This is a genomic window from Sphingobium sp. TKS, from assembly GCF_001563265.1.
Lineage (GTDB): Bacteria > Pseudomonadota > Alphaproteobacteria > Sphingomonadales > Sphingomonadaceae > Sphingobium.
The window spans coordinates 2,479,091-2,502,078 of the sequence record NZ_CP005083.1; the positions used below are offsets into that span (position 1 = coordinate 2,479,091).

Annotated in this window: 18 protein-coding genes and 3 tRNA genes; 11 read left to right on the forward strand and 10 right to left on the reverse strand. The window is 64.3% G+C overall.

Annotation, left to right across the window (positions count from 1 at the left end):
• Window positions 1-149 precede the first annotated feature (149 nt).
• On the forward strand, window positions 150-1,088 hold the full coding sequence (locus K426_RS12395; protein ID WP_066557488.1) for a glutaminase: 939 nt from the start codon (window positions 150-152) through the stop codon (window positions 1,086-1,088).
• Here the strand turns inward: K426_RS12395 and K426_RS12400 are convergent.
• From K426_RS12400 to aroA, 7 genes are all read right to left on the reverse strand, one after another.
• Window positions 1,085-2,869, reverse strand: a complete 1,785-nt coding sequence (locus K426_RS12400; protein ID WP_066557489.1) for a cation:proton antiporter domain-containing protein — start codon at window positions 2,867-2,869, stop codon at window positions 1,085-1,087. The genes K426_RS12395 and K426_RS12400 overlap by 4 nt on opposite strands.
• A gap of 78 nt (window positions 2,870-2,947) precedes the next feature.
• Window positions 2,948-3,033 (reverse strand) — tRNA-Leu (locus K426_RS12405).
• 54 nt (window positions 3,034-3,087) lie between these two features.
• Window positions 3,088-3,378 carry an integration host factor subunit beta gene (locus K426_RS12410; RefSeq protein ID WP_066557492.1) on the reverse strand — a complete coding sequence of 97 codons (291 nt, stop codon included), beginning with the start codon at window positions 3,376-3,378 and terminating at the stop codon, window positions 3,088-3,090.
• 168 nt (window positions 3,379-3,546) lie between these two features.
• Window positions 3,547-5,259 (reverse strand): 30S ribosomal protein S1, encoded by a 1,713-nt coding sequence (gene rpsA / locus K426_RS12415; RefSeq protein ID WP_066557495.1) that lies wholly within the window; start codon window positions 5,257-5,259, stop codon window positions 3,547-3,549.
• 170 nt (window positions 5,260-5,429) lie between these two features.
• Entirely contained in the window at window positions 5,430-6,065 is a 636-nt protein-coding gene (gene cmk / locus K426_RS12420; protein ID WP_066557497.1) for a (d)CMP kinase, read from the reverse strand.
• On the reverse strand, window positions 6,062-6,313 hold the full coding sequence (locus K426_RS12425; protein ID WP_066557499.1) for a CBU_0592 family membrane protein: 252 nt from the start codon (window positions 6,311-6,313) through the stop codon (window positions 6,062-6,064). Before K426_RS12425 ends, cmk begins: the two co-directional genes overlap by 4 nt.
• Entirely contained in the window at window positions 6,310-7,620 is a 1,311-nt protein-coding gene (aroA, locus tag K426_RS12430) for a 3-phosphoshikimate 1-carboxyvinyltransferase (protein WP_176392327.1), read from the reverse strand. The genes K426_RS12425 and aroA overlap by 4 nt, the downstream gene beginning before the upstream one ends.
• A 178-nt stretch (window positions 7,621-7,798) precedes the next feature.
• Here aroA and K426_RS12435 point away from each other — a divergent pair, with 178 nt between their 5' ends.
• The 10 genes from K426_RS12435 to trxA all read left to right on the forward strand — a co-directional run bounded on the left by K426_RS12435 (window position 7,799) and on the right by trxA (window position 20,230).
• Window positions 7,799-8,134, forward strand: a complete 336-nt coding sequence (locus tag K426_RS12435) for a TIGR02300 family protein (protein WP_066557504.1) — start codon at window positions 7,799-7,801, stop codon at window positions 8,132-8,134.
• Between the two features lie 90 nt (window positions 8,135-8,224).
• Window positions 8,225-8,300 (forward strand) — tRNA-Ala (locus K426_RS12440).
• Between the two features lie 198 nt (window positions 8,301-8,498).
• Window positions 8,499-8,574 (forward strand) — tRNA-Ala (locus K426_RS12445).
• Window positions 8,575-9,001: 427 nt separating this feature from the next.
• On the forward strand, window positions 9,002-11,347 hold the full coding sequence (locus K426_RS12450) for a sensor histidine kinase (RefSeq protein ID WP_066557507.1): 2,346 nt from the start codon (window positions 9,002-9,004) through the stop codon (window positions 11,345-11,347).
• Window positions 11,340-11,798, forward strand: coding sequence for a tRNA (adenosine(37)-N6)-threonylcarbamoyltransferase complex ATPase subunit type 1 TsaE (gene tsaE, locus K426_RS12455; RefSeq protein ID WP_066557509.1), 459 nt, complete (start codon window positions 11,340-11,342; stop codon window positions 11,796-11,798). Before K426_RS12450 ends, tsaE begins: the two co-directional genes overlap by 8 nt.
• Window positions 11,795-12,781 (forward strand): aminoglycoside phosphotransferase family protein, encoded by a 987-nt coding sequence (locus K426_RS12460; RefSeq protein WP_066557512.1) that lies wholly within the window; start codon window positions 11,795-11,797, stop codon window positions 12,779-12,781. The genes tsaE and K426_RS12460 overlap by 4 nt, the downstream gene beginning before the upstream one ends.
• Window positions 12,778-13,488: a nucleotidyltransferase family protein gene (locus K426_RS12465; protein ID WP_066557515.1), complete on the forward strand. Its 711-nt coding sequence runs from the start codon at window positions 12,778-12,780 to the stop codon at window positions 13,486-13,488. Before K426_RS12460 ends, K426_RS12465 begins: the two co-directional genes overlap by 4 nt.
• Window positions 13,481-16,456, forward strand: coding sequence for a double-strand break repair protein AddB (addB, locus tag K426_RS12470; RefSeq protein WP_066557523.1), 2,976 nt, complete (start codon window positions 13,481-13,483; stop codon window positions 16,454-16,456). Before K426_RS12465 ends, addB begins: the two co-directional genes overlap by 8 nt.
• A complete protein-coding gene (gene addA, locus K426_RS12475) occupies window positions 16,437-19,880 on the forward strand; it encodes a double-strand break repair helicase AddA (RefSeq protein WP_066557529.1) in 3,444 nt (1,147 codons plus the stop codon). Before addB ends, addA begins: the two co-directional genes overlap by 20 nt.
• Window positions 19,881-19,909: 29 nt before the next feature.
• Window positions 19,910-20,230 carry a thioredoxin TrxA gene (trxA, locus tag K426_RS12480; protein ID WP_066557531.1) on the forward strand — a complete coding sequence of 107 codons (321 nt, stop codon included), beginning with the start codon at window positions 19,910-19,912 and terminating at the stop codon, window positions 20,228-20,230.
• A gap of 69 nt (window positions 20,231-20,299) precedes the next feature.
• Here the strand turns inward: trxA and K426_RS12485 are convergent, their stop codons facing one another.
• The 3 genes from K426_RS12485 to argJ are packed head-to-tail and all read right to left on the reverse strand — an operon-like array spanning window position 20,300 to window position 22,970.
• Window positions 20,300-20,911 (reverse strand): glutathione S-transferase family protein, encoded by a 612-nt coding sequence (locus K426_RS12485; protein WP_066557539.1) that lies wholly within the window; start codon window positions 20,909-20,911, stop codon window positions 20,300-20,302.
• An 18-nt stretch (window positions 20,912-20,929) separates the two neighbouring features.
• Window positions 20,930-21,727, reverse strand: a complete 798-nt coding sequence (locus tag K426_RS12490) for an inositol monophosphatase family protein (RefSeq protein WP_066557541.1) — start codon at window positions 21,725-21,727, stop codon at window positions 20,930-20,932.
• Window positions 21,728-21,743: 16 nt separating this feature from the next.
• Complete coding sequence (gene argJ / locus K426_RS12495) at window positions 21,744-22,970, reverse strand: bifunctional glutamate N-acetyltransferase/amino-acid acetyltransferase ArgJ (RefSeq protein WP_066557543.1); 1,227 nt, start codon at window positions 22,968-22,970, stop codon at window positions 21,744-21,746.
• Between the last annotated feature and the right edge of the window lie 18 nt (window positions 22,971-22,988).

Sequence of the window (22,988 nt, forward strand, 5' to 3'; positions counted from 1 at the left end):
CCAGTTACTGCCACCCATGCATCACCCCGATCAGGCTATGCCGCACCGGACTTTTGACCCGTAGGAAAAATCCGAGAAAACGACGTTCTTTCGCGCTTCTATCCATGTAACCTATCACCTGAATCATTCTCCGGAATCTGAGGCCAGCCATGGACCTGCCCGCGATCCTTTCTGATATCGTCGCCCAAGCCGCGACCCGGGAAGATCGCGGTACCGTCGCCAGCTATATTCCGGAACTGGCCAAGGTCGATCCCGGCCAGTTCGGCATCGCCATAGCCACCGCCGATGGCCGCTTGATCGAAGGCGGCGATTCCGACACCGGCTTTTCGATCCAATCCATTTCCAAGGTCTTCGCGCTGACCCTCGCGCTCGGCAAAGTCGGTGACCAGCTCTGGGAAAGGGTAGGGCGGGAGCCATCCGGCAATGCCTTCAATTCCATCGTCCAACTGGAGCAGGAACGGGGCATTCCGCGAAACCCCTTTATCAATGCAGGCGCGATCGTCGTCGCGGATGTCAATCTGGGCGGCCATCAACCCCGCGTCGCCATCGGGGAAATGCTGCGCTTCGTGCGCTATCTGGCCGGGGACGACAGCATCGCCATCAATGAAGCCGTGGCCGCCTCCGAAACCGCCACCGGATTCCGCAATATGGCGCTGGCGAATTATATGCGCGCCTTCGGCAATATCAGGCACCCGGTCGATCTGGTGCTCGGCACTTATTTCCACCAATGCGCGATCGAAATGAGCTGCCGTCAGCTTGCCCTGGCCGGACGCTACCTGATGCTCGACGGTCAGCATCCGGAGGGTGGCCGGGTCGTTTCGTCCAGCCGGGCCAAGCGCATCAATGCCCTGATGCTGACCTGCGGTCATTATGACGCATCGGGCGATTTCGCTTTCCGCGTCGGCATTCCCGGCAAATCGGGAGTTGGTGGCGGCATATTGGCGATCGTTCCCGGTCGCGCCTCCATCGCCGTCTGGTCCCCCGGCTTGAACGAAAATGGCAACAGCCAACTCGGGACATTGGCTCTGGAAGAACTGGCCCGCCGCACCGGCTGGTCGGTTTTCAGCCCGCCGCGAGATGAGGCTTAAGGCACCTCATCCGCGCGCAATCGCCGCAGCTTGGGCGCCGTCTCAAGCTGGGCGGCATCCTTGATGTCCATTCGCAGGTCTTCCCGCATCTGATGTATGGAGGCGATCACCGGCCCCATCGCCACGCCCAGGTCGACCAGCGCGGTTTCCGCCAGTTGAAGCGAGCTTTCCAGAGTTTCCGGAACCGCGTCGCTCGCGCCCGCCCGATAGAGCTGGGCCGCATGATCGGTGTCCCGCGCGCGTGCGATGATCGGCAAGTCCGGCACCCAGCCGCGCACGCGCTTCGTCATGCGGATGGATAGCACAGGGTCGTCCATCGTCAGGATCAACGCGCGCGCATGACCCAGGCGAAGCTTGTCGAGCATTTCGGTCCGCGACACGTCCCCGAACAGGATGGGATATCCCCTGCGCCGGGCCTCCGCGACGACATCCGGATCGGATTCCACGACGATGAAGCGCTGCTTATGCAGATTGAGCAAGTCGCACACCATGTGCCCCACGCGCCCGAAACCGATCACGACGGCAGCAGATTCTGCATGATCTTCGCTGATTTCGGACGCCTCTTCGCCTAGCGCCATTTCCAGCCGCCGGGCAACATCATGGCCCAGCCGCGCCAGCAGCGGGGTAATGGTCAGTCCGATTGCCGTCACGATCTGCCAGAAGGCGGCCGTGGAGGGCAATATCAATTGGGCGGCGGCGGCGGCGGAAAGCACGATGAGGGTGGTTTCCGATGGACTGGACATCAGCACGCCGACTTCCAGCGCGACACCTTTCCTCGCGCCTGAGAGGTACAGCAAAGCGGCGGTTACAAGCGTCTTGGCAAGAACCACTCCCACCACGGCCAGAATAAGATTTGGCCAATTGGCAAGGATGACGCGCACGTCCAGGCCCATGCCGACGGTGATGAGGAAGACGCCCAGAGCCAGCCCCTTGAACGGCGCGGTCATGACCTCGACCTCGCCATGATAGTCGGTTTCGGCAATCAGCAGACCCGCCAGAAGCGCGCCGACGATTGGTGACAAGCCGGCAATGGAGGTCGCCATGCTGGAAACGATAACGACCAGAAGACTGGCGGCGAGAAACACTTCAGGGCTTTTGGTGCGCGCGGCCTGACTGAAGATATGCGGCAGGCAGAGGCGGCCCAGGACCAGCATGATGGCGATGGTGATGCCGCTTTTCAGCAGCGTGTCGGCCAGTTCGCTCCAGGGCCCCTCAGGACTGGCTGCCACGGAAGGCGCGAGGGCGCCCAGCATGAAGATGATCGGGACGAGTGCCAGATCCTCGAAAAGCAGCATGGAAAATGCGGCGCGGCCCACGGCGCTCTGCGTGCCGACCATCGGCAGAACGACCGCCGTCGATGACAGCGCCAATGCGAGTCCAAGGCCGAAAGCGCCGGCGGGTGCCTGACCCAGTAAATAAAGGCCAAGTGCAATAAGAGTACCGCCGCCAATTAATTCTGCCGCGCCGACACCGAATACTTGCGTCCGCATGGTCCAAAGACGACGAAAACTTAGTTCCAGCCCTATGGAGAAAAGAAGCAGGATGACGCCGAGTTCGGCAAAGGGCTCTATCGCCGCTCTGTTGGAAATGGTGACATGATAGAGCCAGGGATATTGGCCGACCAATGCGCCCAATCCAGACGGTCCCACTGCCAGTCCGACCAGAATGAAGCCGATGACCGGGCTGATCCGGAGCCGAGCGAATCCTGGAATGACCAGCCCCGCTGCCCCCAATATGACGAGGGAATCGCTGAAGCTTTGTGGATTGATTGCACCGGCCATGACCGATCATCACCACAAATGAGGTGGATATCCAGCAATAAGCACTGGAATTGGGAAATTAGCGCCTGGAAAAAAAGCTGGTGCGGACGGCGGGACTTGAACCCGCATTCCCAGGGGGAGGCGGATTTTAAGTCCGCTGCGTCTACCGATTTCGCCACGTCCGCTCGGGCCGTTACCCCCTGAAGGCTAACGGCGCAGAGGTCAAGGATGTGCTTGAATCAGACCGCAGCTTTCGTGTTCAACCGCTCGCGCATTTCCTTTCCTGGCTTGAAATAGGGAACGCGCTTCGCGTCCACCGGAACCTGCTCCCCCGTTCGCGGATTCCGCCCCGTACGCGCGTCGCGCGCCCGTGTCGTAAACGCGCCAAAGCCGCGCAATTCCACTCGACCGCCACTTGAAAGGCGGTCGACTATTTCCTTGAAGAAAAGATCGACGATCCTTTCCACTTCCTGGAGGTTGAGGTTTGGATTTTCCTCAGCCAATTTTTGTATCAGTTCCGAGCGTATCATTGGTCCTCCAGACTCCCCCTTCTGGTTCCCGCTTAATTTATAATGAATCCTCAACGTTCTGACAATTGGCCAATATCGGTATGTCTTTCTCATTATGGGAAAAGAAAAAGCCCGCCGGAGCTAAGTTCCGGCGGGCTCTATTACTTAAGTTAGATATCGAAGGAGGCCTTAGCCTTCGCTCTTCGCCTTCAGCGCTTCGCCAAGGATGTCGCCCAGCGACGCGCCGCTGTCGGACGAGCCATATTGAGCCACGGCCTGCTTCTCTTCAGCGATCTGCATCGCCTTGACCGAGAAGGTCGGCTTCTTGGCGCGGTCGAAACCGGTGACCATGGCGTCGAACTTCTGGCCGATCTGGAAGCGTTCCGGACGCTGCTCGTCGCGGTCGCGGCCAAGGTCGCTGCGCTTGATGAAGCCGGCGGCGCCATCTTCGCCCGCCTGGACTTCCAGGCCGCCGTCGCGCACTTCCAGAACGGTCACGGTGACGATCGCGTTCTTGTTGAGGCCGGCAGCCGCAGCCGCGGTTCCGCCAGCGGCCGGACCGCCACGCTCAAGCTGCTTCATGCCGAGGCTGATGCGCTCCTTCTCGACATCGATGTCGAGAACGACGGCCTGAACCGTCTCGCCCTTGCGGTGCAGAGCCAGCGCGTCTTCGCCCGAAATGCCCCAGGCGATGTCCGACATGTGGACCATGCCGTCGACGTCGCCGTCCAGGCCGATGAACAGGCCGAATTCGGTCGCGTTCTTGACTTCGCCCTCGACGGTCGAACCGATCGGGTGACGTTCGGCAAAGCTGTCCCAGGGGTTGTTCTGGGCCTGCTTGAGACCGAGCGAGATGCGGCGCTTTTCGGGATCGACTTCGAGCACCAGAACTTCGACTTCCTGGCTGGTCGAAACGATCTTGCCGGGGTGGACGTTCTTCTTGGTCCAGGACATTTCCGAAACGTGGACCAGACCCTCGATGCCGGCTTCCAGCTCTACGAACGCACCATATTCGGTGATGTTCGTGACGCGGCCCGACAGCTTCGCGCCGACCGGATACTTGGCGGCAGCGCCTTCCCACGGATCGCTCTCGAGCTGCTTCATGCCAAGGCTGATGCGCTGGGTGTCGCGGTTGATGCGGATGATCTGAACGCGAACGGTGTCACCGATGTTGATCATCTCGTTCGGGTGATTGATGCGCTTGTAGCTGAGGTCGGTGACGTGCAGCAGACCGTCAATGCCGCCCAGATCAACGAATGCACCATAGTCGGTGATGTTCTTGACGACGCCCTCGATGATCTGACCTTCGGCCAGCGTCTGGATGAGGCCGCTGCGCTGTTCGGCGCGGGTCTCTTCCAATATGGCGCGGCGCGACACGACGATGTTGCCGCGGCGGCGATCCATCTTCAGGATCTGGAAGGGCTGCGGAATGTCCATCAGCGGCGTGACATCGCGCACGGGGCGGATGTCGACTTGGCTGCCGGGCAGGAACGCCACGGCGCCGTCGAGATCGACGGTGAAGCCGCCCTTGACGCGGCCGAAGATGACGCCTTCGACGCGGGCGCTTTCGGTGAATTCGGATTCCAGCTTGTCCCAGGCGGCTTCACGGCGCGCGCGGTCGCGCGACAGCATGGCTTCGCCATGGGCGTTTTCGACGCGGTCGACATAGACTTCGACTTCGTCACCGACCTTGAGGTCAGCCTTCTGGCCCGGCGCGGCGAATTCGCGCAGCGGCACGCGGCCTTCCGACTTCAGGCCGACGTCGATCAGCGCCATGTCGTTTTCGATGCCGGTAACGGTGCCCTTTACGACGCGGCCTTCGAAGCCGCCGTCCTCGCCACCGAGAGAATCATTGAGAAGCGCGGCGAAATCGTCGCGCGAGGGGAATGCCGTAGAGGCCATAATATAGTCCTTCACTCGTCATTGCTGGCCTACCGGTTGTCTCCGGTGGTCTTTCAGGCCAAAGCGCCCGCACGGCCGAATACCGTGCGAACATCCTTTCGGCCCTGACGAGTCGACGCCCCGCGGATAAGCGAAAAGGGCGCCTGGGAATCCCAAGCGCCGTCATCGCGTCAGGCTTTTGGCCGACGTTCCAACTGAGCGTCCACCAGTGCAATGGCCTGCTGGACGGCCGCGTCTATAGTCAAATTGCTGGTGTCGAGCAAGTCCGCTCCATCCGCCACGCGCAGGGGGGCATGATCGCGGCTCATGTCGCGGGTGTCGCGGGCCTGAATGTCCGCGATCAGGCTGTCCATATCGGGATGGCTGCCATGCGACAGGGCATCGTCATAACGGCGCTGGGCGCGGACATGGACGCTGGCGGTGACGAAGATCTTGGCATCGGCATCGGGCGCGATGACCGTCGCGATGTCGCGGCCGTCGAGGATGGCGCCGCCGGGCTGGGTGGCGAAGTCGCGCTGACGCTTGACCAAGGCTTTGCGGACGCTCTGATGGATCGAAACGCGGGAGGCAAGCGATCCGACGGCTTCGTTGCGGAGCGCCGGGTCGTTCAGCATCGCGTCGTCAAAATCGCAGGCGGCCAGCGCGTCGGCTTCATGATCGGGATCCCCGCTGGCCTTGAGGACGGCGAGGCCCACTGCGCGATAGAGCAGGCCGGTGTCGAGGACGGGCAGGCCGTAATGGCGGCCGAGCGCCTTGGCGATCGTGCCTTTGCCCGATGCGGCTGGGCCATCCACGGCGATGATCATGATGTTTTGCCTTTCCGCAGCGCCTTGGCGAGCCCGATCAGGGCAATGAAGGCCCAGACGACTTCCAGCGCCATCGACGCGACGTTGAAATGAACCATCAGCGAATAGATCAGCAGCAGCGAGCCGATCAGGTTCAGCAGGTTGAAGAGGGTGAAATTGAGCAGCTTCGCCATGTTGCTATAGGCATAGGCAATGACCATCAGGCCGCTGCCGATCAGGCCTATGATGTTGGCCAGGTCGAAATTCATGCCATGGCGCCGAGCGTCTGCAACAGGGCGGTGAAGCCGGGGAAGCTGGTCGCAACCGGGCGCATGTCGTCTATGGTGACGCCATTTTTCGACACGAGGCCGGCGATTGCGAAGCTCATGGCGATACGGTGGTCGAGCTTCGTGGCGATCGGGCCGCCGCCGGGAAGGAGCGCGCCGCCGCTGCCCTCTATGACGATGCCGTCCTCCAGCTCCTCGACCGTGACGCCAATGGCACGCAGGCCCGCCGCCATGGTGGCGATGCGGTCCGATTCCTTGACGCGCAATTCTTCCAGACCCCGGAAGATGCTGCGGCCCTCCGCGAAGGCGGCGGCGATGAAGGCCACGGGATATTCGTCGATCATCGACGGAGCGCGGGCAGGGTCGGGTTCGACACCCTTGAGCGCCGAGGCCGTGATGACGAGGTCGCCCACCGGCTCGCCGCCCACGTCGCGTGGATTTTCAATGGCGATATCGCCACCCATTTCGCGCAGCAGGTCGACAAGGCCGGCGCGGGTCGCGTTGAGGCCGACATTGGCGATGATGACCTTGGAACCGGGAACCAGCAGCGCGGCGACCATCGGGAAAGCGGCGGAGGAAGGGTCGCCGGGCACGACGATCGACTGTGGGCGGAGTTCGGCTTCGCCCTTCAGCGTGATGATGCGAGTGCCGTCCGTCTCGACTTCCACATTGAGATCGGCGCCGAAGCCTTTCAGCATCTTTTCGCTATGGTCGCGGGTGGGGATGGGCTCGACGATACGCGTGATGCCTGGGGTGTTGAGCCCCGCGAGCAGGATGGCCGACTTGACCTGCGCGGAGGCGACGGGGAGGCGATAGTCCAGCGGCACGGCCGGGCATGCGCCACGCATGGTCAGCGGCAGACGGTCGCCGGGGCTGGTCGTGAAGCCGGCGCCCATGCGGGACAGCGGCTCGGTGACTCGGGCCATGGGACGTTTGCTCAAGGACGCGTCGCCGACGAAGGTCGCGGTGATGGCGTGGCTGGCGACCAGGCCCATCAGCAGGCGGGTCGAGGTGCCGCTATTGCCCATGTCGAGCGCGCTTTCGGGCTGGAGCAGGCCGCCCACGCCGACGCCGTGAACGTGCCAGATGCCTTCCTCGTCTTTGCGGATGTCCGCGCCCATGGCGCGCATGGCGGCGGCGGTGGCAAGGACGTCTTCGCCTTCCAGCAGACCTTCGACGCGGCTTTCGCCCACGGCCAGCGCCGAGAGCATCAGCGAGCGGTGCGAAATGCTCTTGTCGCCCGGCACGGTGACCGAACCGGAAAGCGGCGGCGCGGCAGTGAAGGTCATGGGAGTTGGGTGGTCGAAAGAAGCGGTCACGGGTCAATCCGTCTGGAAGGAACTGAAAAATTGCGCCCGGCTTTTGACAGCGCGGTTTGGCTATGGCAAGGCGCCGTCTCTTCGCGGGCGACCCAGTCGTGCCGCGTAATATCCATTTTGAGCACTCGCAAGAAGGACAAGGCCGGACATGGTCAAGGCTGAATGGGGCACGAAGCGTACCTGCCCGAAATGCGCCACGCGCTTCTACGACCTGGGTAAGGATGACCCGGTCACCTGCATCAACTGCGGCACGGCCTGGGAACCGGAACCGGTGCTGAAGTCGAAACAGCCGCTGCCTTATGAGGAAGCGCCCAAGAAGGTCATCGAAACCGCCGATGGCGAAATCGAGACGGCTGATGACGATCTGGACCTGGATCTGGACGTTGATGATGACGGTGATTCGCCGGATAATGATGTCGATCTGGGTGGTGACGACGACCTGGGCGTCGATGCCGCCGCCGATGATGGCGACGACGACAATTAAGTGAATTTTATGCTTGCCAAGGAGGAAGCTGCCACCTAATGGCAGCGACCTCGCAGGCGCCGGACCCAAACGGCGCCGACACTGGAAAACGGGGCCTTAGCTCAGCTGGGAGAGCGCCTGCATGGCATGCAGGAGGTCAGCGGTTCGATCCCGCTAGGCTCCACCAGTTTTTCGGATAAAGAAAATGTCCGCGGGGCATTTTCCCGAAAAACTCCCGGGCGTAAGCGAGGGGTGTGGTGAGGTTGCAAACGACCTCGATCAACGCTCCCCAATGCAAACGACGGGCGTCCAGACATCCGGGCCGACGGCGCGAAGCCGGACATGGTTCGATCCATTGGGATGCGGTATGATGCCGCGCAACGATGGGGCCTTAGCTCAGCTGGGAGAGCGCCTGCATGGCATGCAGGAGGTCAGCGGTTCGATCCCGCTAGGCTCCACCAATTCCCGGGCAAGAAAATGCTCGGACATATCCTCACCACGAAGCTCTCAAACATCGGCAGTGAAGATGGCATAGCTTGGCTGGTATGCCGCAGGGCTGAGTAGTGCTCTGTCGGATTTCGACCCAAAGTGGACGTTTGATAATATCGTCATCCCTGCGAAAGATGGAATCTCGAGCGATAACGCACGACCTGGCCTCAAGAGATCCCAGCTTTCGCTGAGATGACGGAAATAAGGGCCATCTTACCCATTGCCGCTCCGGGTTTCGCGGCCAGACAATCACCCAAGCTCATCCAAAAGGCCGGCGACGCCGTCGCCCCGCATATAATTCTTTCCATCTCAGCGCTTCACGCTGCATCTGACTTGGGTTAGTCCCCTCAAGATCATGCACGGGGGCAATTTTTCGCGATGAGGGTGAAGTAGGGCGTAATGACGTTGACCCCACTTGCCGCCGTGATTCTCGGCGTCGTGCTGGCCGCATGGCTGGGCGCGGCGATCTGGGCGCTGTCCAGCGGCCAGCGCCGGCGTCGCGAAGGCATGCAGGCTCAGGGCAAGCTGGATCGGCTGTCGGTTCTGCTTGCCTCCGCACCGGCCGCCCCCATCGTCATCCACCCCGATGGCCGGCTGGAAGCGGCCGACCGGCTTGCCAAATGGCTTGGCAAGGATCGGGTGCCGACCTTCGTGTCCGAATTGACCGCACCCGACGGCGGCCTGGAAGCCGATGACGCCGCCGCATTGGCGCAGGAAATCGCCGCCGCCCAGCGCGCGGGCCGCAGCTTCGCGCTGCCGGTGCGGGGCGTCGATTCGTCCCGCCTGTTGCTGGTGCGGGGCGCGCCCGCGGGGCCGGTATTGGCCGAAAGCGGCGGGGTCGTGCTCTGGATTTTCGACGCGACCGACAGCCAGTCGGAAATCCAGACGCTGAAGGGCAAGGTCGAACAGCTCCGCGAGGCGCTGGAAGCACTGGCGGGACTGGTGGAGGCGGCGCCCTTCCCGATGTGGCATCGCACGGCGGACATGCGGCTCAGCCTCGTCAACACCGCCTATGTCCGGGCGGTGGACGGCGAAAGCGCCCGCGAAGTCATTGCCCATGGCACCGAACTGGTCGAGACGGTCGGCGGCCTCACACCGCAAGCCGCCGCTGCTCAGACGCTTGCCGACGGTACGCCCGTCGAGCGCATGGTGCCCGCCACGATCGACGGCGAGAGGCGGACCATGCGCGTCGTCGACGTCCCGCTCGGGACGGCGGGCGTGGCCGGTTTCGCGATGGACCAGAATGAGCTGGAACAGTCCCGCGTCGAACATCGGCGGTTGGAGGCGGCGCAGCGGGACTTGCTGGACCGCCTGTCCGCCGGCGTGGCGCGCTTTGGGTCCGACCGGGCATTGCGCTTCTGGAACCAGCCCTTCATGAGCCTGTTCGGGCTTGACCAGGAGTGGCTGGCGGACAATCCGCCCTTCGAGCGGGTGCTGGACCAGATGCGCGAAGCGCGGCGACTGCCCGAAAACCGGGATTTCCCGGCGTGGCGCGCGGAAAGGCGCGACTGGTTCCTCTCGCCCGATCCCCGCGAGGAAAATTGGCTGCTGGCCGACGGCACCCATTTGCGCGTCTATGGGCAGCCTTTGCCCGATGGCGGGCTGTTGCTGATCTTCGAGGATCGGACCGAGCAAGTCCAGTTGTCGAGCGCGCGCGATACGCTGCTCCGCGTCCGCACGGCGACATTCGACAATCTGTTCGAATCGATCGGCGTATTTTCCTCCGATGGGCGCCTGCACCTTTGGAACAGCCGTTTCCGCTCGATCTGGGACGTGTCCGAGGATTTGCTGGCGAAGCATCCGCGCATCGACGAACTGATGCGAGCGGTCCAATCGCGCCTGGCCAAGCCGCAGCAGGCGAATCTCGTTCGCGAACTGGTGCGGGCCGCCACGGTGGAACGCAAGCAGCGCGTCGGTCATGTCGGCTTCGCGGATGGGCGCATCTTCGAATTCGCAGCGATCCCGCTGCCCGACGGCAATGCGCTGTTCACCATGCTCGACGTCACCGACAGCCGCCGCGTGGAACAGGTGCTGCGCGACCGCAACGACGCGCTGGAGCAGGCGGATAAGGTGAAGACCGCCTTCGTCACCAATATGAGCTATGAGTTGCGCACGCCGCTCACCACCATCGCCGGTTTCGCGGAAATGATGAGCGCGGGTTATGCGGGAGAGCTCAGCACGTCCGCCAGGGAATATGTCGACGGCATCCTGCAGAGCACCAACCGGCTCTCCATGCTGATCGACAATGTTCTGGATTTGACGCAGGGCGAGGCGGGGATGCTGCCCATAGAAAAAGCGCCGGTGGACCTGGCGGTGGAAGCCCGCGACGCCGTGGCGCGGATCAAGGGCGACGCCACCGCCAAGGGGATCGACCTTGCCATGTCGCTCCAGTCCAGCCTGGGCACGGTGCAGGGCGACAAGCGCCGGATCGGGCAGGCGCTGGATCATCTGCTGGAAAATGCGGTGCGCTATTGCAGCCGGGGCGGCCGCGTTCTGCTGCATGGCGACGGCACGGCGGACAATGCGCGTCTTGTCGTGTCGGATAATGGTCCGGGCATCAGCGCCAAGCGGCAGGGGACCATCTTCGACGCTTCCTCCCGGACCGAGCAGGCGCGCAACGGCGGCAAGGCGGGGATCGGCCTGCCGCTCGCCAGGCAATTGGCGCAGGCGCATGGCGGGACGCTTCAACTGGTGTCGGAACCGGGGCAGGGCACCATGGTCGTGATCGAGCTGCCCCGTGACTGAGAACGAAATCATCCTGGCGGGGGAGGGCGAGATGCTGGCATTCGGGCATCGTCTGGCCGCGCTTGTCCGCATAGGTGACGTGATCGCGCTGGAAGGCGGACTTGGCGCAGGCAAGACGACGTTGGCCCGAGGCATATTGGAAGGGCTGGGGCTGGAGGAAGAAGCGCCTAGTCCCAGCTTCGCCATCGTCCAGCCCTATGACATTCCCGAAGTCCGCCTGCCCGTTGCTCATGTCGACCTCTACCGGCTCGACAGGCCCGAGGAAGCGGAGGAACTGGCGCTGGACGAGTATCTGATGGACAGCCTGCTGATCGTCGAATGGCCCGACCGGCTGGGAGAGGGCGCCTGGCCCGAAGCCTTGCGGTTCCACATCGGCATCGAACTCGATGGCGCTCGGCGCTTGACAGCGCGCGCGCCGGACGCTTGGACGGAGCGATGGTCACAGATATGATCCCGCCCGCCGCCGCTCCCGCTTTCCTCGCGCAAGCGGGGTGGGAGCATGCCGCCATCGTGCCGCTGGCTGGCGATGCGTCTTTCCGCCGCTATTTCCGCGTGATCGACGGTGCGCGCCGGGCGGTGCTGATGGACGCGCCGCCACCCCATGAAGACCCGCGCCCCTTTATCGCCATTGCAGAGCATCTGACGGCGAACGGTTTTGCCGCGCCACAGATATTGGCCCGCGATCTGGAAGAAGGGCTGGTTCTGATCGAGGATTTCGGTGATCTGCGCGTCAAGGAGCATGTCGAGGACGTGCCCGACGCGGAATGGGATGTGTATAGCCGCGCCGTCGATTTGCTGGCTGCCCTGCATCGTCTGCCGCCCGCCGATGTTCCGCCCTATGACCGCGCAGTCTATCAGCGCGAAGCCGGCCTTCTGACCGAATATTATTGTCCTGCCATTGGTCTGCCGGTGGATGAGGATGCCTATGCCGAGGCTTGGGACGCGGTCCTGCCGATCGTCGAGCAATCGGCCAGCCCGGTCGTCACGGTGCTGCGCGATTATCACGCGGAAAATATCATGCTGATCGACCGGGCGGCTTCCCATGGGCTGGGTCTGCTCGATTTTCAGGACGCGCTGGCCGGGCACCCGGCCTATGACCTCGTTTCGTTGCTCCAGGATGCGCGGCGCGACGTGCCTCCCGCGCTGGAGGCGGCGATGCTCGACCATTATCGCGCCATCGCCAATCCGCCAGCGGATTTCGACGCCGCCTATGCTGTGCTGGGCGCGCAGCGCAATGCGAAGATCATCGGTATCTTCACCCGTTTGTGGAAGCGCGACGGCAAACCGCGCTATCTGTCCTATCTGCCGCGCATGTGGGATTTGCTGGAGCGCGACCTCGCCCATCCCGCGCTGGCGCCCGTGGCGGCTTGGTTCGCGGCCAATATTCCTGCCGACAAGCGTCATCACGCGTTACAGGATTTCACCCCCGCATGATCGATACCGCGATGCTGATGGCCGCAGGATTGGGCAAGCGCATGCGCCCTTTGACCGCGACCCGCCCCAAGCCGCTGGTCAAGGTGGCGGGCAAGCCGCTGATGGACCATGCGCTGGATCGGCTGGCGGCGGGTGGCATCAGGAAGCTGGTGGTCAATGTCCACTATCTGGCCGACACGGTCGAGGCGCATCTGCATGCGCATTGCAACGGCATGCAGGTGGCGATTTCCGACGAACGCCGGAAGCTGCTGGAGACCGGCGGCGGGTTGATCCATGCCAGGGAGCAGCTTGGCGATGCGCCCTTTTTCTGCGCCAACAGCGACAATCTGTGGATCGACGGCCCACAGGAAACGCTGGGCATGATGCGGAAGATCTGGGATCCGGAGCGCATGGACGCCCTGCTGCTGCTGGTCCCGCTGGCCCGCGCCAATTGCCATAAGGGGCCGGGCGATTTTCATATGGACGCGAACGGCCGGCTGACCCGGCGCAAGACGGCCCATGTCGCGCCCTTCGTGTTTACCGGCGTCCAGATCATGTCGCCCAGCCTGCTTGTCGATCCGCCGTCGGAGGTCTTTTCGACCAATGTCTTCTGGAATCGGGCGATAGAGGCGGGGCGCCTCTATGGCGTCTCGCACCAGGGCTTGTGGTTCGATGTCGGCACGCCGCAGGCCATCCCCGCCGTGGAGACGATGCTGGCCGATGGGTGACCGCACCCGCCCGGCGCTGTTCAACATACCGGCGCACCGCGCCTTTTCCGATGCGCTGGTCGCGGGCCTCCTCGCCCAGCATGGCGGCGATCCGATGCGGCTGGCGCAGGGCATGATCCTGTTGCCCAATAATCGCGCCGTCCGGTCGGTCAGCGACGCTTTCGTGCGGAAATCGGGCGGCGGGCTGCTATTGCCGCGCCTTGTCGCATTGGGTGATGCCGATCTGGGCGAACAGGTCGGCAGCGCGCTCGATCCGCTGGGCGAGGACGAGGCTGTGCCGCCCGCCATAGCGCCGATGCGCCGCCAGATGATCCTGGCGCGGATGGTCCAGCAGGCATCGGCGCACCCGGTGGACGCGGGGCAGGCATTGCAACTCGCCCAGGCGCTGGGCACGGTCCTCGATCAGATACAGGTTGAGCGGCTTTCGGTCACCGCGCTGGCCGATCTCACTTTGTCCGACGAACTGTCGCAGCATTGGCAGACCTCGCTCAAGCTGTTCGGCATCCTATTGGCGCAATGGCCGCAGGAACTAGCGCGGCTCGGTTGCATCGATCTGGCGGATCGCCGCAATCGGCTGCTGGATCGTGTGTCCGCCCGCTGGGCGAAGGCGCCGCCCGAGGGCTTCGTCATTGCCGCGGGCATGTCCACGACGGCCCCGGCGATTGCCGCGCTGCTGCGGCGGATCGCGCTGCTGCCCAAGGGCGCTGTAGTCTTTGCCGGTCTGGATCAGGAGATGGATGGCGACGCCTGGGATGCTATCGGTCCCTTTGACGCCGATCCACTGACCGGCCGGGCGCCCGCGGGGCATGAAACCCATCCCCAATACGCCCTGAAGCGCCTGCTCGACCGGATGAGCGCGACGCGTGACGATGTGGCGCTCTGGCGCTGGGGCAGCGAGCATGACGCCCGCGCCGTGCGGGGACGCAATATTTCCAACGCCATGCTGCCGCCGCGCCTAACCAGCCGCTGGCGCGATCTCAAGACGGCGGATCGCTCGCTCGCGGGGGTGGAGGCGCTGGAGGTCGCGACACCCGGCGAGGAGGCGCAGGCCATCGCCATTGCTCTGCGCGAAGCGGTGGAGACGCCGGGCCGCACCGCCGCTCTGGTGACGCCGGACCGGCAATTGGCGACCCGCGTGTCCGCGCATCTCAAGCGCTGGGGCATCGACGCCGACGATTCCGCCGGGCAACCGCTGTCTCGCTTGCCGCCCGGAACCTTGCTGATCGCCATGGCGGAAGCATTGGCGGAACGCTTTGCGCCGGTTGCGTTGCTAACCCTGCTCAAGCATCCGCTCGTCATGCGCGGGGAGGGGCGGCTCGCCTGGCTGGAGGGCGTGCGGGGTCTCGACCTGCTGCTGCGCGGGCCAAGGCCGCAGGCGGGGATCGTCGGTCTCGACCTGCTGCTTGGCGACCGCGAGGGTGAAGATCGGCAGCGCACGCTGCGCGCTCGCACGCGGCATTGGTGGGCGGAAGCCCGCACCCTGCTCGAACCGTTGGAACAAGCCTTTCTGGCCGCGCCGGACCTGGCCGGGCAGTTGGCGGTCATTCGCGAACATGCCGGTCGCCTGTCGCGCGATGCGGTCTGGGCCGGGCATCAGGGCCATGCCGCCGCCGACCTCTTCGCTGAGATGGAGGAGGCGGCTAGCGAAGGGCCGCGCCAGGCCGACATACGTGCGCTGCCAGCCCTGTTCGACCATCTTCTGGGCGGGCTGTCGGTGCGCCCGCCGCAGGGGGGACATCCTCGCATCAGCATCCTTGGCCTGATCGAAGCGCGGTTGGTGCAGACGGACCTGATGATCCTGAGCGGCCTTAACGAGGGTACATGGCCGGGCTTGCCCGCGCCCGATCCCTGGCTGGCGCCCCGCATCCGGCGGGAAATCGGGCTGCCGGGACTGGAAAGCCGGATCGGCCTTGCCGCCCATGATTTTGCGAGTGCCTTGGGTGCGCCGCAAATCCTTATCACGCGGGCCCGGCGCGGATCGGGCGGCCCGGCGGTCGCTTCGCGCTTCTGGCTGCGGCTGAAGGCCATGACGGGGCCGCAATGGAAAAGCGCCGATCGCTATGCCGCGCTGGCGCAAGCGATCGATGATGCGGCGGACCACCGGCCCGCCAGCCGCCCCGCGCCGGTGCCGCCGCTGTCGGTGCGCCCGAAAGTCATTCCCGTCACCGATGTCGATCGGTTGAAGGCCGACCCTTACGCCTTTTACGCCAAGCGCATCCTGCGTCTGGCGCGGCTCGATCCGGTGGACGCCGATGCCGGGCCGGCCTGGCGCGGCACGGCGGTACATGAAATCCTCCAGCAATGGGCAGAGGCGGGCAGCCGCGACCTGGCCGATCTCGAAGCCCGTGCGCGGGCGATGTTCGACCAGCCGAATGTGCATCCCTTGCTGAAAGCGCTCTGGCAGCCGCGCCTGATCGAAGCGATCCGTTGGATCGCCGCCGAGGTGGCGAGCGACCTCGCCGCTGGGCGCAAGATCCTTTCCGTCGAGATTGACGGCCGTGCGGACATTGCAGGGGTCACGCTCACCGGCAAGGCCGACCGCATCGACCTGCTGCCGGACGGGAAGCTCGGCATTGTCGACTACAAGACCGGCAAGCCCCCCAGCGCCCGGCAGGTCAAGGCTGGCTATGCGCTTCAGCTCGGATTGCTGGGCCTGATCGCGGAGCATGACGGCTTTCCCGGTCCCCACACGGCGCCTGTGGCGGGGAGCTTCGAATATTGGTCGCTCGCCAAGAAGGGCGACGCCTTTGGCTATCGGGAAAGCCCGGTCGATCCGATGGGCAAGCGGGACAAGATCATCACCGCCGACTTCACCTCCCAAGTCTACGCGCAGTTCGAGGATATTGCCGCCACCTACCTCCTCGGTTCGGCGCCCTTCGATGCGCAGGTGAACCCCGAAGTCGCGAACTATGGCGATTATGACCAGCTCATGCGGCTGGAGGAATGGTATGGCCGCGACGATGGCTAAAAAGGCCAAGGCTCTGCAACCGCTGGCCGGCGCCCAGGCGCAGGCCGCCGCGCCCGACGCCCATGTGTGGCTGTCGGCATCGGCGGGCACGGGCAAGACCCATGTGCTGACCGCGCGCGTTTTCCGTCTGCTGCTGCAAGGGGTGCGGCCGGAAAATATCCTCTGCCTGACCTTTACCAAGGCGGGCGCGGCGGAGATGGCCGATCGCATCCATGACCGGCTCGCCGCCTGGGTGCAGATGGAGGAAGGCGATCTCTTCCACGATCTGGAGGCTTTGAGCGAGGAGTCCGGCCCGGAAGCCCGCGACCGGGCGCGCCGCCTTTTTGCCGAAGTGCTGGAGTCGACTGGCGGCGGCCTGCGCATCCAGACGATTCACGGCTTTTGTCAGCAATTGCTGACCGCTTTTCCGCTGGAGGCCGACTTGCCGCCCGGTTTCCGGCCGCTCGATCAGCGCGAGCAGGCAACACTGGCGCGCCAAACGCTGGCCGACATGGTGGTGGTCGCACAACAGCAGGGCGACGATGCGCTGATCGAAGCTTTGCAGGCGCTCAGCCTGCGCATGGGCGAGGGAGGCGCGGAGAATTTCCTGCTGCGCTGTGCGGCCCGGCTGGACGCGCTCAAGGCCTTGCCGGAGGATATCGCGCCCTGGCTGCTGCGGGAACTGGAACTGCCCGAAGGCGATATCGACGCTCATATAGCCACACAGTGCGCGGACGACCTGTTCGATATGCGCACGCTGATATGGATCGCGCAGGCCAATGCGGATTGGGGCACGGGTCGGGCGCTGGAGCGCTGCGACCGGATCGCGCGCTGGCGGAATCTCGATCCGGCGGCGCGGGCGGCCACGCTCACCGATCTCCATGTCGTCTGGGCGAAGGCCGATGGCGAACTGATCTCTACCGCCAAAGGCTGGGCGCCCCCGGTGGATGGCTATGGGGACGCCATTGCACGCATCCATGAGCGTTGTGCCGAACTGTTGGGCCTCAGGCTCCGCGCCGCCTATGCCGCTTTGCTCGCCAAGGCTCTGCACGCCGGGCGGGTTTATGCCCGCGCCTATGCCCAGGCCAAGCAACTTGCGGGCGCGGTCGATTTCGACGACCTGATCGCCAACACCGCGCAACTTCTGTCCCAGCCCGGCATTGCCGACTGGATACGCTACAAGCTTGATCAGCGCATCGACCATATATTGGTGGACGAGGCGCAGGATACCAATGTCAGCCAGTGGCAGATCGTCGGCGCGCTGGCGGCGGAGTTTTTCGCAGGCGAAGGGGCGAAGGGCGACAAGGTCCGCACCATCTTCACCGTGGGCGATTTCAAGCAGGCGATCTTCGGTTTTCAGGGCACCAGCCCCGAATCTTTCCGGGCCGCGCAGATCGTCTTCCAGCGCCATGCCGAGGATGCGAGTCATCCTTTTTACGACCTCTCGCTTCAGCACAGCTTCCGCTCGACGCCCGCGGTTCTGGATGTGGTCGACCGCACCATCGCGACGCTGCGCGCCGAGCGTTTCGGGCTGGAACCGGGCGAAGTCCGGCATATCAGCGCGAATCGCTTCCCCGGCGAAGTGCTGCTCTGGAAGCCTGTGGTCGCGGGCCTGTCCGACGAGGCCGAGGGGGAAGAGGATTGGGCCGCCGATCAGGAGCGCGTTCTGGCGCAAACCATTGCGCGCCAGATCAGGCAGCGGATCGATGACGGGCTGATGCTGGAAAGCCGGGGCCGCCCGGTGACGGCGGGCGACTTCATGATCCTGGTCCGCCGCCGCAGCGAACTGGCGCGGCTGATCGTGGCCCGGCTCTATGAGGAAAAGGTCGCGGTGGCGGGCATCGACCGCCTGCGGTTGAACGCGCCGCTGGCGGTGCGCGATCTGCTGGCGGCGCTGCGCTTTGCCGTGCAGCCGGAGGATGATCTGAACCTCGCCGCGCTGCTGGTCTCGCCGCTGATCGGGTGGACGCAGGACGCGTTGATGGACCGCCTCATCAACCGGCGCGCCGGGCTGTGGCAGCATCTGACGCAGACGCTGGACGCTGCGCTGCTGGAGCCTTTGCGCCAGTTGCTGGGGCAGGCGGACTTCACCACCCCCTATCGCTATCTGGAGGCGATATTGTCCGGCCCGATGGATGGCCGCCGCCGCCTGATCGAGCGCCTGGGCTCCGAAGCCGCCGATCCGATCGAGGAATTGCTGAACGCCGCGCTCGCCTTCGAGAATGACGATTATCCCTCGCTCCAGCGCTTCATCGACTGGTTCGACCGGGGCGAGGTGGAGATCGTACGCGATGCCGCCGCGCAGGGCGATTCGCTGCGTCTGCTGACGGTGCATGGCGCCAAGGGTTTGCAGGCGCCCATCGTCATTCTTGCTGATGCCTGCCTTGATCCGGATGCGGGTAATCGCGCGGATTCGCTCGAATGGAACGGGTTGCCGATCATCGCGCCGCGCAAGGCGGAACGGCAGGGCGCGATCGGACAGGTGGCAGAGGAAGCGAGCGCCGTCGAACGCGCCGAGCATTGGCGCCTGCTCTATGTCGCCCTGACGCGAGCGGAAGAAAGGTTGGTCGTCGCCGGATCGCTCGGACCCAGGGCCAAGGGGGAGGTCAAGCCCGAAAGCTGGTATGCGGCTGTCGAAGGTGCGCTGATCTCGCTGGAGGCGGAATGGGAGGCCGATCCGCTCTGGGGTGCGCGGCGCAGTTGGCGCGGGAGTGAGATTCTCCCCTCGAAACCGGCGGAACATGGCATCGCGGAAAATCAGGCGGTTCACAACGAGCCATCCTGGTTGCGTCGTCCCGCTCCAGCGGAAGCGCGGCCGCCGCGTCCCTTGGCGCCGTCTGCCGCTGTGGAGGATGATGTGCCCTATCCGCCGCCGACCCCTGCGATGCGGGATGCGGCCGAGCGGGGCCGCTGGTTGCATCGGCTGTTCGAGCGGCTGGCCGATGTGCCGCCCGACAGCCGCCGCCTGCGTGCCGACAAATGGCTGGCGCAACAGGGTCTTGCCGATCCTGCGCGGCGGCATGACGTCATCAAGCAGACGTTGCGCGTTATCGAAGACCCGCAATTTGCCGGGCTTTTCGGACCGGATGCGCTGGCCGAAGCGCCGATCGCCGCTGTCGTGGGCGAGGCGGTGATCGCCGGAACCGTCGACCGGCTGCGCATCAGCGACGGTCTGGTGCAACTGATCGATTTCAAGACAGGCCGCATATCGCCGCTTGTCGTGGAGGAGGTTCCGTTGGCCCATGTCCGGCAGATGGCGGCCTATGCCGCCGCGTTGCAGGTGATCTTCCCCGATCGCAGGATCGAGGCGGGGCTGCTCTACACCGCTGCGCCCCGGCTCATCACCCTGCCGCCCGAGCTGCTGGCGCGGCACAAGCCGGCCTTTCCGTCCGCGCAGGAGAATTTGCCGCTTCCGCCCGTTGAGACCGACGCCACTCCGTCCTAAATATCTGCCAACCGAAGGAGATACCAAAAATGGCTACCAAGGCAGTCACCGACCTGAGCTTCAAGCAGGACGTCATCGATGCGGACAAGCCTGTCCTCGTCGATTTCTGGGCGGAATGGTGCGGCCCGTGCAAGATGATCGGCCCCGCTCTGGAAGAAATTTCGGAAGAACTGGCTGACAAGGTCGTCATCGCGAAGATCAATATCGACGAAAATCCCGATGCGCCCGGCAAATATGGCGTGCGCGGCATTCCGACGATGATCCTCTTCAAAAATGGCGAAGCCGCCGCCACCAAGGTCGGCGCGGCGCCCAAGAGCGCGCTCAAGGGCTGGATCGAAAGCGTTCTTTGATGGAATGAGGAAAGGTCGGTCACGGCCTTTCCAAAATATGCTCCTGCGTTCGCAGGAGCATATTTTATCTTAGGTCAGCGGGATCATGACGGTCTCGGCATAGGCTGGCCTTTCGCGTAGCCTGTCATACCAGGCGCGCGCATGCGGCACCTTTGGCCGCTCCATCTCCAGCGTGAAGAAAGTATGGGCATAGACGCCCATCGGCACGTCCGCGACGCCGAAGCTTTCCCCCGACAGCCAGGGCTGCCCGGCCAATGCGCGGTCGAGGATCAGCATCGCTTCACCCGATGTCCGCGCCGACTTCGCCAAGGCCGCCGCATCCCGATCTTCCGCTTTCCTGCGGATCAGGTTCACAAAGGCATCCCGCTGCGCATCGGCAAAGCTGAACTGCCAATCCATCCATTTGTCGCCCTGCGCCCGTGCAGCGGGATCGGCGGGCCACATCGGCTCAGGCGCATAGCGTCCAGCCAGATAGCGCAGGATCGCGTTGGATTCCCACAGCATAACATCGCCATCCTCGATCGTCGGGATCAGCCGGTTGGGGTTCATCTCCACATAGGCGTCGTTCATGCCGAACTGGCCGCCGACATCATGGCGAACATAAGGCAGGCCTATTTCGCCAGCGAACCAGGCCACCTTCTTCACATTATGCGAGTTGAGGCGTCCCCAGATCGTCAGCATGTCCGTCCTTTCCCTATTTCAGCGGAACAGCCGCTCCGCCGCCAGATCCCAAAGGCGCGGGGACGAAGCCCCCAGCAGCCCGCGCCGCAGATCGCCCACGACATAGGGCGATCCGTCCAGCCGCTGGCACCGCCCGCCCGCCTCATTGAGAAACAGCGTTCCCGCCGCATGATCCCAGGGCAAAGTGCGCGCGAAGACCGAAATGTCGTTCTGCCCCAGCACCAGGCGCGGATATTGCTCCGCAGCGCAGCGGGGAATATCCACCAATTGGAAACTGGCCTTCGACCGGCGCTTGATGTCGGCGCGTTCTTCATCGGTCATGAAATAGACGGCGAGTGCGGCGATTGGCAGCGCTTCGCCGCTTTCCCGGGCATAGACCTGCTTGCCATCGATATGGCTGCCCGCGCCCAATATGGCATGGCATAGACGTCCCGTCAGCGGGTCCAATATCCACCCGGCCAGGATTGTCCCCGCATCGGCCAGCGCGACCATGATGCCGAAGGGCGGCTTTCCCGCTGCGAAATTCCCCGTTCCGTCGATTGGGTCGATGATCCAATTGAGGCCGTCGCCTGCGCGGTCCAGGATGGCGGGATCGGCAGCGCAGGCTTCCTCCCCGATGATGCCCGCTTCCGGCAATATGGCGGCCAGCCCTTCGGCCAGTCGGATTTCGCTTTCCTTGTCCGCGATGGTGACGAGGTCGTCGGCCGCTTTCTCGCTGACTTCATGGCTGGCGAGATTCTGGTAGCGCGGCATCACGACGTCCCGCGCCACTTCGCGCATCAGCGCGACGACAGGATCGTGCAATTCGATCGGCATCGGCTCCGCCCTATTCTCAGCTACGATAATCCGCGTTGATCGAGATATAGCCGTGAGTCAGGTCGCATGTCCAAACTGTCGCCCGACCGTCGCCAAGCCCCAGATCGACGCCGATCAATATGTCCTGTCCCTTGAGATGGGCTGCCACCGGCACTTCGTCATAGCCCTCGACCGCCAGGCCGCCGGAAGCCACCTGAGTCGCGCCGAAACGGATGGAAAGCCTGTCCCGATCGGCAGGCTCGCCCGCCTTGCCGATTGCGGCCACCACGCGGCCCCAATTGGCGTCCTCCCCGGCAATGGCCGTCTTCACCAGCGGCGAATTGGCGATGGAAAGGGCGATGCGATGCGCGCTCGGATCGTTTTCCGCGCCCTCGACGGTGATCTCGACGAATTTCGTCGCGCCTTCCCCGTCGCGCACCACCAGATGCGCAAGCTGGCGGCAGAGATCGCCCAGCGCCGCCGCAAAGGCATCCGCTCCGGCATCCTCCATGGAAGTGAGCGGCGCATTGCCCGCCTTGCCCGTAGCAAAGGCCAGCACAGTGTCGCTGGTCGAGGTGTCGCTATCGACCGTGATGCAGGAAAAGGTCTTCCTGTTGGCGGCGGACAGCATCTGCTGCAACAGCTTGGGATCGACGGCGGCGTCGGTGAAGATATAGCCGAGCATCGTCGCCATGTCGGGCGCGATCATCCCCGAACCCTTGACGATCCCGACCAGCTCGACCCGCGTGCCGCCGATCATGGCGGAGGCGTGAGCGCCCTTGGCATAGGTATCGGTCGTGCCGATGGTCGTCGCGGCATCTTCCCAGCCGCAGGGGGGGGCCGTGAAAGCAGCTTCCAGCCCGGCCTCGGCCTTGTCCACCGGCAACGGAACGCCGATCACTCCGGTCGAAGAGATGAAGATATCCGAAGGCTGGCAGTCCAGATGATTGGCGACCTTGGCGGCGATCGCCTCCACGGCGGCGCGGCCGCGATGCCCGGTAAAGGCATTGGCGTTACCCGCATTGACCACCAAAGCCCGCGCAGATCCCAGCGGAATGGCGTCCCGGCACCATTCCACCTCGGGGGAGGGGCATTTGCTCTGCGTCGTGACGCCCGCGACCGCCGTACCTGCGGTCAGTTCGACATAGGTGAGGTCGCAGCGGTCCCAATTCTTGTAGCGCGCTCGCGCCACGCGCGCCGTAACGCCCGCAATGGGCGGAAGATCGGGGAAAGCGGCGGGGGCAAGGGGCGAGCGTTCAGTCATGCCCGTCGATTAGCGCAA